At 72.2% G+C, this 9,299-nt stretch carries 11 protein-coding genes; 2 read left to right on the plus strand and 9 right to left on the minus strand.

Translation table 11 applies throughout. The annotated features are described in order from the left end of the window. Positions 1-389 (plus strand): DUF192 domain-containing protein (locus IEJ02_RS47080; RefSeq protein ID WP_223865592.1); only part of this gene is annotated, 389 nt, incomplete at its 5' end. A 105-nt stretch (positions 390-494) separates the two neighbouring features. Next, a complete protein-coding gene (locus IEJ02_RS47085) occupies positions 495-899 on the plus strand; it encodes a cold shock domain-containing protein (protein ID WP_137979341.1) in 405 nt (134 codons plus the stop codon). A 125-nt stretch (positions 900-1,024) separates the two neighbouring features. On the opposite strand, the gene IEJ02_RS47090 is transcribed toward IEJ02_RS47085, so the two are convergent. From IEJ02_RS47090 to IEJ02_RS47130, 9 genes are all read right to left on the minus strand, one after another. Then, positions 1,025-2,287, minus strand: coding sequence for an SLC13 family permease (locus IEJ02_RS47090; protein WP_191070404.1), 1,263 nt, complete (start codon positions 2,285-2,287; stop codon positions 1,025-1,027). Between the two features lie 804 nt (positions 2,288-3,091). Then, entirely contained in the window at positions 3,092-3,724 is a 633-nt protein-coding gene (locus IEJ02_RS47095) for an OmpA family protein (RefSeq protein WP_191070398.1), read from the minus strand. An 8-nt stretch (positions 3,725-3,732) separates the two neighbouring features. Further along, positions 3,733-4,314, minus strand: a complete 582-nt coding sequence (locus IEJ02_RS47100) for a hypothetical protein (protein ID WP_191070399.1) — start codon at positions 4,312-4,314, stop codon at positions 3,733-3,735. A 66-nt stretch (positions 4,315-4,380) separates the two neighbouring features. Then, positions 4,381-5,100, minus strand: a complete 720-nt coding sequence (locus IEJ02_RS47105) for a pilus assembly protein TadG-related protein (protein WP_191070400.1) — start codon at positions 5,098-5,100, stop codon at positions 4,381-4,383. An 8-nt stretch (positions 5,101-5,108) separates the two neighbouring features. After that, entirely contained in the window at positions 5,109-5,258 is a 150-nt protein-coding gene (locus tag IEJ02_RS47110) for a hypothetical protein (RefSeq protein ID WP_162496074.1), read from the minus strand. 290 nt (positions 5,259-5,548) lie between these two features. Continuing rightward, entirely contained in the window at positions 5,549-6,436 is an 888-nt protein-coding gene (locus tag IEJ02_RS47115; protein WP_191070405.1) for a DUF5936 domain-containing protein, read from the minus strand. A 29-nt stretch (positions 6,437-6,465) separates the two neighbouring features. Next, complete coding sequence (locus IEJ02_RS47120; RefSeq protein WP_191070401.1) at positions 6,466-7,404, minus strand: type II secretion system F family protein; 939 nt, start codon at positions 7,402-7,404, stop codon at positions 6,466-6,468. An 8-nt stretch (positions 7,405-7,412) separates the two neighbouring features. Beyond that, positions 7,413-8,816: a TadA family conjugal transfer-associated ATPase gene (locus IEJ02_RS47125; protein WP_191070402.1), complete on the minus strand. Its 1,404-nt coding sequence runs from the start codon at positions 8,814-8,816 to the stop codon at positions 7,413-7,415. Beyond that, positions 8,813-9,229 (minus strand): TadE/TadG family type IV pilus assembly protein, encoded by a 417-nt coding sequence (locus IEJ02_RS47130; protein ID WP_191070406.1) that lies wholly within the window; start codon positions 9,227-9,229, stop codon positions 8,813-8,815. The genes IEJ02_RS47125 and IEJ02_RS47130 overlap by 4 nt, the downstream gene beginning before the upstream one ends. Positions 9,230-9,299 lie beyond the last annotated feature (70 nt).

The raw sequence follows: 9,299 nt of genomic DNA on the forward strand, positions 1-9,299 counted from the left end.
GCAGCGCGAGGCGCGCGGAGGGCAGCGGGCGTGCGGAGGGCGGGGGGCGTGCGGAGGGCATTCCGCTCACCATCGCCGCCTCCTACCGCGCCCGCGCCCGGGGGCTGCTCGGCCGGGACGGGCTGACCGGCGCGCTCCTGCTCACCCCGGCGAGCGGGGTGCACACCTTCCGGATGCGGTTCGCCATCGACGTCGCCTATCTGGACCGGCGGCTCACCGTCCTGGACGTCCACACCCTGCGCCCCGGGCGGCTCGGGCGGCCCCGGCTGCGGTCCCGCCATGTGCTGGAGGCGGAGGCGGGCGCGTTGGAGCGCTGGGGCGTGCGGCGGGGCGTGCGCGTCGTGATCACCCCCGGCCCTTCAACGCCGCCGCCTCCTTCTGTACGCTGACGTCCCGGTGCCATGGTTGGGGCACCCTCGATCGGTCATGGTTGAGACACCCTCGATCGCGGTCGAGATCATCGAGGTAGAGGTATAGGGGTAGGGGTAAGCACGGTGACGACCACGGGCAAGATTCTGCGTTTCGACGAATTCCGCGGCTACGGCTTCATCGCTCCGGACGACGGTGGCGAGGACGTCTTCATGCACGCCAATGACCTGCTGGACGAGAAGCACCTGTTCCAGCCCGGGTCGAAGGTGCGGTTCGTTCCCGAGTACGGCGACAAGGGGCCCAAGGCTTCCGAGGTGCGCATCGTCGAGCGTGCCGCGCCGGTCGTACGGCCCTCCGCCGGGCCGGACGGCGACGACACGATGTGCGATGTGCTGTCGGTCGCCGAGTTCCGGCAGGAGCTGACGGAGGCGCTGGTCGAGGTCGGCGGCACGCTGACCGCCGACCAGATCAAGCAGGTGCGCAGGCGGGTCATCGAGATCGCCCAGGCGCACAACTGGATCGAATCCTGACAGCAGGCTGACAGGCTGAGGGGCCGCCGCCACGACGTTTCGCCGTGGCGGCGGCCCCTCGGCTTTCGATGCCCCACGGCTTTCGATGCCCCACGGCTTTCGATGCCCCTCGGCTTCCGGTGACCTCAGCTTCCCGTGGCCCTCAGCATCGCCCACATCGCCGCCGTCGCGGCCACCACGGTCGCCGGTGCGGTCAGCAGCCCCAGGCGGGTGAATACCCCCAGGTCGGAGCCGGTCTCCGGTTCGTAGCGGTGGACGATGCGCCGCCACAGCAGGGTGGCCAGGGAGCCGACATAGGTGAGGTTGGGGCCCAGGTTGACGCCGATCAGTACGGCGAGCACGGGCCCGGGGCCGCCCCCGGAGGCGATCGGCAGCAGCGCCAGCACGGCGGGCAGGTTGTTGATCAGGTTGGCCAGCACCGCCGCGACCGCCGCGATCCCGAGCAGCGCGGGCAGGCTCGCCCCGGTGGGCAGCGCCCGGCCCAGCGCCTCCTGGAGGCCGCCCGCCAGCACGGCCTGGACCACCACCCCGAGCGCCAGCACGAACAGGCAGAACAGCGGCCCGGCCGCGCCGACCGCCTCCCTTACGGTCGTCCGGCGGCGCCGTAGCGCCCTTACGGTGAGCACGAGGGCGCCCGCCCAGGCCGCCCACTGGGGGTCCAGGCCCGCCAGCGAGGTCCCGACGAACCCGGCGAGGGTCAGCAGCAGCACGGTCACCGCGAAGACCGGCACCCGGGGCCAGTCGGCGGGCGGGGGCTCGCTGGTCCCGGCGGCCAGATCGTCGGCGAAGAAGCGGCGGAAGACCAGGTACTCGATGCCGATGGTCACCAGCCAGGCGGGCCCCATCAGCACGGCGAACCGGGTGAAGGAGACCCCGCCGGCCTCCAGGGCGAGCAGATTGGTGAGGTTGGAGACCGGGAGGAGCAGGGACGCCGAGTTCGACAGATGGGCGCAGGCGTACACATGCGGCCGGGACCGCGCCCCGAGCCGGGCCGCCGTGGCGAACACCACGGGCGTGAGCAGCACCACGGTGGCGTCCAGGCTCAGCACGGCGGTGACGGCGGCCGCGACGGCGAACACCCCGCCCAGGAGCCGGTCCGTACGGCCCGCGCAGGCCCGCGCCACGGCCTGTCCCGCCGCCTCGAACAGCCCCTCGTCCGCGCACATCCGGGCCAGCAGCAGCACGGCGGCCAGAAAGCCCACGACGGGCAGCAGCTCCCGGGCCTCCGCCCAGGCCCGGGCGGGCGAGACCGCCCCGACGGCCACCACGATCCCGGCGGCGGGCACGGCCGCGACCGCTTCCGGCAGACCACGGGGGCGTACCACCGCGAAAGCCAGTACGCCGAGGAGCAGGGCGACGGCAAGGGTCTCGGCGACGGCGGTACTCAGAACTGACTCCGGCGAAGGGTGCGATCAACACACCCATGATGCGGCACCTGGCGCCTGCGGCGGGCTGCTCCCCTCCCCGCCCCTTCCCGATACAAGGGGCTCCGCCCCTGGACCCCGAGCCCTGAAGCGAAGCCCCACCACGCGGCGGAGCCGCACGGGGAGGGGCGGAGCCCCGGTCCGAGGTCTGGGGCACAGCTCCGGGCCGGAGCCTGGGGCACAGCCCCCCGCCCGGGGCCTGGGACACAACCCCCGCCCGGAGCCTGAGGCACAGCCCCCGCCCGGAGCCAGGGACACAACCCCCGCCCGGAGCCAGGAGCCCGGAACGCAGCCCCGGCCCGGAGCCAGGGACACAACCCCCGCCCGGGGTCTGGGACACAGCCCCGGCCCGGAGCCTGAAGCGCAGCCCGAGCCGGGACCTGGGGCACAGCCCGGCCCGGAGCCAGGGGCACAGCCCCCGCCCGGAGCCAGGGACACAACCCCCGCCCGGGGTCTGGGACACAGCCCCGGCCCGGAGCCTGAAGCGCAGCCCGAGCCGGGACCTGGGGCACAGCCCGGCCCGGAGCCAGGGGCACAGCCCCCGCCCGGAGCCAGGGACACAACCCCCGCCCGGAGCCAGGAGCCCGGAACGCAGCCCCGGCCCGGAGCCAGGGACACAACCCCCGCCCGGGGCCTGGGGCAGAGCCTGGGCCGGGGTAGAGGCCCGCCCGGGGNCCTGGGGCAGAGCCTGGGCCGGGGTAGAGGCCCGCCCGGGGGTGGGGCGGAGGAGCAGTTGTGGGAAGGGGCGGGGAGGGGAAAATCCGCAGGTCAGGCGGTTCTGGGGAAGCTGACCTCCACTCGGCGGTTGCGCTTGCGGCCTTCCTCCGTCGCGTTGTCCGCGATCGGGTACTGCTCGCCGTAGCCCCGGATCTCGTAGTTGACGGACGGGTCCAGGTCCTCGGCGAGCGCCTGCTGCACCGCGTTGGCCCGCTGCTTGGACAGCGCGATGCCGTGGCCCGCGGAGCCCAGGTCGTCGGTGAAGCCGAAGACGCGGACGCTCCTGGCGTTCTGCCGCTCGGCCTCGGAGGCGATCTCCTTGATCCGGGCCCGCGCGTCGCCGCCCAGCTTCGCGCTGTCCTTCCCGAAGAGCACCTCGGCCTGGAGGGCGAACTTCACCTTGGCGTTGGTGTCCTCCCGCCGCTCGTCCCCGTCGTCCGTCTCGACCACGGACTTGATGTCCAGGACCCGGCCGGGCGCCAGCTTGGCGCCCTCGGGCATCCTCAGATCGGAGTCCTTGGCGTCGATCTTCACCGGCGGCGTGGTGTCGGCGGGCGCGCCGGGGCCGCTGTCGGCGTGGGCGGGCGGCGCCGGGGCGGTGAGGGTGACCAGGAGCGCGGTGGAGGCCAGCGCGGCCAGCACGGGGCCGCGGCGCGCGGGGCGGGCCGTCGTCTGCGGTGTCATGGCGCGGCTCACCCGGAGAGGGTGATGCTGACGGACGGCATGGTCGGGATCTGGAAGTCGACTTCCTTGACGCTCTTCGGCGGGGCCGGGAACTGCGCGAACAGCGGACGGCTCTCATTGGGCTTGATCCCGGAGAGCCCCGTGGTGCACAGGCACTGGCCGTCGGTGTCCCGGAGGACGAGATAGCGCTTCTTGCCCTTCTCGTCGACCAGGGACGCGCCGGAGACGGACGACAGGGACTTCACCTCGGTCTCCTTCGAGCGCCAGTCGATCGCGTTGAAGAGCCGGCTGCCGCGGTTGGTGACGGTGGCGTTCACGGTCACGAACCCGCCGTCGTCGCGCACCGCGGAGTGCAGGGTGACGACGACCCCGCCGGGCCCCTTCATCTCGCCGATGGTCTTGGAGGAGTCGGCCGCGGGCTCCTGCTCGTCGCCGTTGTCCTTGCCCGCGGTCGACGTCCGGCCCGCGGCGTCGTCGGGCTTCTTGCCGCCGTCGCCGTTGCCGCACCCGGCCACGGCGAGGGCCAGGGCCGCGGCGAGCGCCGTCGCGGCGGCCCCCCTCCGGGCCTTCGTCGTGTGCCGAATGCTCATCGCTCGCTGTCCTTTGCTCTGCTGCTCTGCTGCTCTTCTGCTCTTCGTTCGCTCGTCAGTCGGCCGTCAGTCGGCCAGGTGCACGGAGAAGAGGTCCTTGGCGTCGGGGAAGAGATCGAGACGCGTCGGGTCGATGGTCAGGTCGGTCCCGTCGCAGAGGAGGTCGATGGGCGGCTTGTCGTCCTTGCCGTCGTCCTTACCGCCGTCGCCGCCCTTGCCGTCGTCCTTACCGCCGTCACCGTCGCCACCCCTGCCGCCGCCGTCGCCCTCGCCGCCGCCGTCGTCGGGCCGCTCGGTCGGCGGGGCGGGCGGCTCGGCCGTGCAGCGCGGGGTGACGACCGCCTTCGCCGTCGCCTCCCCGTACTTGCTCTCCGTGCCGGGGATGACGGTCTTGCCCACGGGCTTGTGCGTCTTCACGGTGACGGTGAAGGACGTCGGCAGGAAGTCGGGCCCACGGCAGTCGGTCACATCCGCCCCGTTCTGGTCGGCGAACCACTGCGCCTGGTCACAGGCGTTGGTGCCGCCCAGTCCCCGTCCGTCCAGCAGGTCGTCCCATGCGCTGCCGTTCGCGATCGCCTCCAGGAACCCCTTGCGCAGCTGGTCGCGGTAGTCCTGGGCGGCCGCGAGGGCCGCCGCGTCGGCGGCGGTCTGGCCGCCGTTGCGGGTGGCTCCGGCCTGGCCGACGGCGAAGAGGGCGAGCGCCAGGAAGAGCAGGCCCGCCACCGCCGTGATGTAGATCGGAAATGCCTGCCCCGCGTCGCTCCTGAGATCTCGGCGCGCTGTCACGGGACCGGTCAGATGCCGACGACCTGTGAGATCTTGTCGGAGATGGCGTTTGCGATCATGCTGCCGAAGTCCGTGGTCGACAAGACCAGCACGATGGCCACCACCACGGCGATGATGCCCAGATATTCGATCGAGGTCTGTCCCCGATCGTTCCGCATGACGCGCTTCCCCATTGTGTTCCCCTCCATGGGCTGCCGTCCCTCTGTGGTCCGGCGACTCAACCCCCGTGGTGTCGCTCGCGACACGAGCAAAGTACGCCGAAACAGCCGTCTCGGAACAGTGCCCTAGGAAGCATTGCCTTCCCCGTTCACCACGTTCGAACCGTGGACGTGACGGCCAACCCCGACCGCGCATCCGTCTCACCCCCTCCCGGCACCGAGGAGTTCTCCGTCGACGACTGTCCCACATTCAATTGCAACCGCGAAGGAGCTTCACCTAAAAGAGACCGTCAGTCCCCGGTCACCGAGCCGAAGTCGGTGCCCGAGCCGATGAAGAACCCCGCGACGAGCAACACCATGGTTCCGGGCACCATGAAGGTCGTGATGACCATGGTCGCCTTCGGCACCGCGCGGGCCGCGCGCCGCCGGGCGTTCTGCGCGTCCGTACGGCGCATGTCGTTCGCAATGGCGATCAACGTGTCGACGATCGGAGCGCCCAGCTCCTCGCCCTGCTGAAGGGCGGTGACGAACTGCGCCACCTGTTCTGAGTCATTACGTTTACGTAGTTCCTCGAACGCCTGGCGGCGGCTGACGCCCATGTCCATTTGCCGAAGTGTGATGCGAAGTTCATCCGCCCAGGGGCCCTCATACTTCTCGGCCACCCGGTCCAGGGCCTGACGGAAGCTCAAACCGGCGCTCACCACGACGGCCAGAACGTCCAGAAAGTCCGGCAACGTCCGCTCGATCGCGTCCTTGCGCTCGCGCACCGCCGCCCAGATGCCCACCTCGATCCAGAACAGCCCGAACGCCACCAGCAGCAGCGCCAGCAGGACTTGCCCCCTGAGCAGCATCACCAGCGCCCCGACGAAGCCGAGCGCCCCGTAGACCGCCCGCCGGGCCGCGTAGCGGTCCACCGTCAGACCGCCCGGATTGCCCGCCAGATCGATCCGGCGGCGGACCCGGGCCACCCGCTTCTCGCCCATCAGCCGCAGCACCAGCGGGGCGTAGCGCATGCCCAGCCGGTCGACGGCCGAGCCGACCGCGGTCGTCCGGCTGGAGCCGACCTCCAGGGCCACGGCCAGATCGCTGGGCAGCTTGGCCTCGCTGCGGTACAGCGCGATGCCGTAGGCGATGCCCGCCACCGCGAGACCGGCCGCCAGCGCCAGCAGCAGTGCCATCTCCCTCAAGTCCCCTCTACCTGGCTTCGCTAGACGTCGATCTTGGACATGCGGCGGATGAGGAAGAAGCCGATCCCGTACAGGCCGAAGGCCACGACCACCGCCGCCTGCCCCCAGAAGGACGAGGTCATCCGGTCCAGTGAACCGGCCGAGATCCGGTTCATCAGCAGCAGCGTCCCGATCCCCAGCAGCGGTACGACATAGGCGGTGACGGTCACCTGCGAGAGCTGGGTGCGCACCTCCCGCCGGGTCTCCTTGCGCTCCTCCAGCGTCTGGGTGAGGTTGCGCAGCGAGCTGACCACGGTCCCGCCCGCGCGGTTGGACAGCACCAGCGTGGTGACCAGCACCACCAGCTCCCGGGACGGCAGCCGCTCGGCCAGCTCCTCCAGCGCGTCGTCGATCGAGTGGCCGACCGCCAGCTTGGCCGCGACCTTGGCCAGTTCCTCGCCCGCCGGCGCCTCCATCTCGTCCGCCGCCATGCCGAGCGCGGTGCGCAGCGCGAGACCGGCCTGGGTGGCGTTGGCCAGGATCCGCGACAGCTCGGGCAGTTGGTTGATGAAGCGCTCTATCCGCTTCTGGCGCTGCCAGTTGAGGAACGCGAAGGACCCCCAGACGGCGACCACCGCCGCTATCGGGCCGAAGAACGCCGCGAGGAAGGACGCCGCGATCACCCACAGCCCGGCCGCCACCCCCGCCGTGTAGACGAAGAACTCCCCCGGGGTGATCTCCAGGCCCGTGGCCGCCAGCCGCAGCTCCAGCCTCCGGCCCAGGGAGGTGGTGCGCAGCCGCCGGTCGACGCCCGAGAAGCGGCGCGCGCGGGCGGTGCCCGGCAGCGGGCCGGTCTCCGACAGCCGGTCGATCAGCGCGCGCTGCTGCTCCTTGCCGCGCACGTAGGTGTGCACGCCCACGACGCCCAGCGCGCCGCACACCAGCGTCGCGCCGAGGGCGGCCGTCGCGAGATGGTCCATGGGCCCTGCTACCTCCGGTCCCTGGGGTCGAACGAGGGTCGGTCGTGTGGGGGCCGGTCGTACGGGTCGTACCCGGCCGCGCGGGTGGCCAGCTGCGCCGGGAAGGCGGCCACGCCGAAGGCGGGCGGCACCGACTCGCTGGCCATCCGCAGCCGCTCGGCGACCCGCTCCGGCAGCGGGAAGTAGCCGAACCGCCCGTGCACCACCCGGTCCGCGCCCATGGGCTGGGCGTCGAAGCGGCAGACGGTGGCGATGCGGTACGACTCGTGGCCGTGGCTGTCGAGCAGCGCGATCTCGCTGATCCGCCGCGAGCCGTCGGCGTGCCGGACGAGCTGGACGATGCAGTCCACGGCGCTGTTGATCTGGTCCCGCAGCGCCTCGTAGGGGATCGCCACGTCCGACATGGACGCGAGCGTCTGGAGCCGCATCAGCGCGTCCTCGGCGCTGTTGGCGTGGACGGTGGCCAGCGAACCGTCATGGCCGGTGGACATGGCCTGGAGCATGTCCAGGGTCTCGCCGCCGCGCACCTCGCCGACGATGATGCGGTCGGGGCGCATCCGGAGGGAGTTGCGGACCAGGTCGCGGATGGTGATCCGGCCCTTGCCCTCGACGTTGGGCGGCCGGGACTCCAGCCGGATGACATGGGTCTGCTGGAGCTGTAGCTCGGCGGCGTCCTCGACGGTGATGATGCGCTCCCCGTCGGGGATCAGCCCGGAGAGCGCGTTGAGCAGCGTGGTCTTGCCGGATCCGGTGGGGCCGGAGACCACCACGTTGAACTTGGCCCGCACCAGCGCCGCGAGCAGCATCAGCATCTGCTCGTCCAGCGTGCCCATGCCGATCAGCTCGTGGAGGGTGTACGCGCGGGGGAAGCGGCGGATGGTGAGCGTGGCGCCGGTGAGGGCGAGCGGCGGGATGATCACGTTGACGCGCTCACCGGAGGGGAGCCGGGCGTCGACCATCGGATTCGATTCGTCCACGCGGCGGTTGACCGTGGAGACGATGCGCTCGATGGTCTGCATCAGCTGCTCTTCGGAGGCGAAGCGGACGGGCACCAGCTCGACCCGGCCCGCGCGCTCCACGAAGATCTGGTCCGGGCCGTTGACCATGATCTCGGTGATGGAGGCGTCCTCGAGGAGCGGTTCGAGCACCCCGAGGCCCAACGCCTCGTCCACCACCCGGCGGATCAGCTGGGAGCGCTCGCTGGTGGACAGCACCGGGCCCTCGCGGCTGATGATGTGGCCGAGCACGCGCTCCAGGCGGGAGCGGCGCTCGGCGGTGGAGAGCGACGACATCTCCGCGAGGTCGATCTCCTCCAGCAGCTTGGCGCGGTAGACGGAGACGAGGTGCCCGTCCTGGCGCCCGCTGCCCTCGCCGGGCCCCTCGGGCGCGGTGATACGGGCCCGCAGGCTCATCGTTCGCCTCCCATCGCGGCGGGGGCCACGCCGCCGTCTCCGGTGTCCCCTTCGTCGCAGGGCATGGTGGCGCTCTTCTCGGCGCTGCCGAAATCGAAGCCGGGGATGACGGAGGGGATCTCCACGGTCGCGGTGGCCTGCGCCTCCCCGCCCCCACAGCCCCCGCTGCCGATGCTTGCCCCGTCGGCCAGCCACCCGCTGATCGCCGCCTTCCCGGCGGCCTGCGGGCTGATCCGCGGCTCGTCCAGCGACGCCGTACGCGCCGCCGCCCGCGCCGCGGTCCCGGCCTGCTGCGCGGCGTACGCGGCGATGCCGAGCTGTACGGCGGCGAGCGCGACCAGGATCAGGACCGGCAGAAACCCCAGGAACTCGATGGACGCGGACCCGCCGTCGGCCCGCCACCGCCGCGCCACGCCGGGCCGTCGGCCCGCCCGGCCCAGCCCCGCCGCCAGTCGGCCGCACCGCCGGTCGGCCTCCGCCGCG

It is taken from the genome of Streptomyces sp. 5-10 (assembly GCF_014712245.1).
GTDB lineage: Bacteria > Actinomycetota > Actinomycetes > Streptomycetales > Streptomycetaceae > Streptomyces > Streptomyces violaceusniger.

Coding starts and splice junctions, on each gene's coding strand:
- IEJ02_RS47095 (WP_191070398.1), bottom strand. CDS start 3,724: ATGACACCGCAGACGACGGCCCGCCCCGCGCGCCGCGGCCCCGTGCTG.
- IEJ02_RS47100 (WP_191070399.1), bottom strand. CDS start 4,314: ATGAGCATTCGGCACACGACGAAGGCCCGGAGGGGGGCCGCCGCGACG.
- IEJ02_RS47110 (WP_162496074.1), bottom strand. CDS start 5,258: ATGCGGAACGATCGGGGACAGACCTCGATCGAATATCTGGGCATCATC.
- IEJ02_RS47115 (WP_191070405.1), bottom strand. CDS start 6,436: ATGGCACTGCTGCTGGCGCTGGCGGCCGGTCTCGCGGTGGCGGGCATC.
- IEJ02_RS47120 (WP_191070401.1), bottom strand. CDS start 7,404: ATGGACCATCTCGCGACGGCCGCCCTCGGCGCGACGCTGGTGTGCGGC.
- IEJ02_RS47125 (WP_191070402.1), bottom strand. CDS start 8,816: ATGAGCCTGCGGGCCCGTATCACCGCGCCCGAGGGGCCCGGCGAGGGC.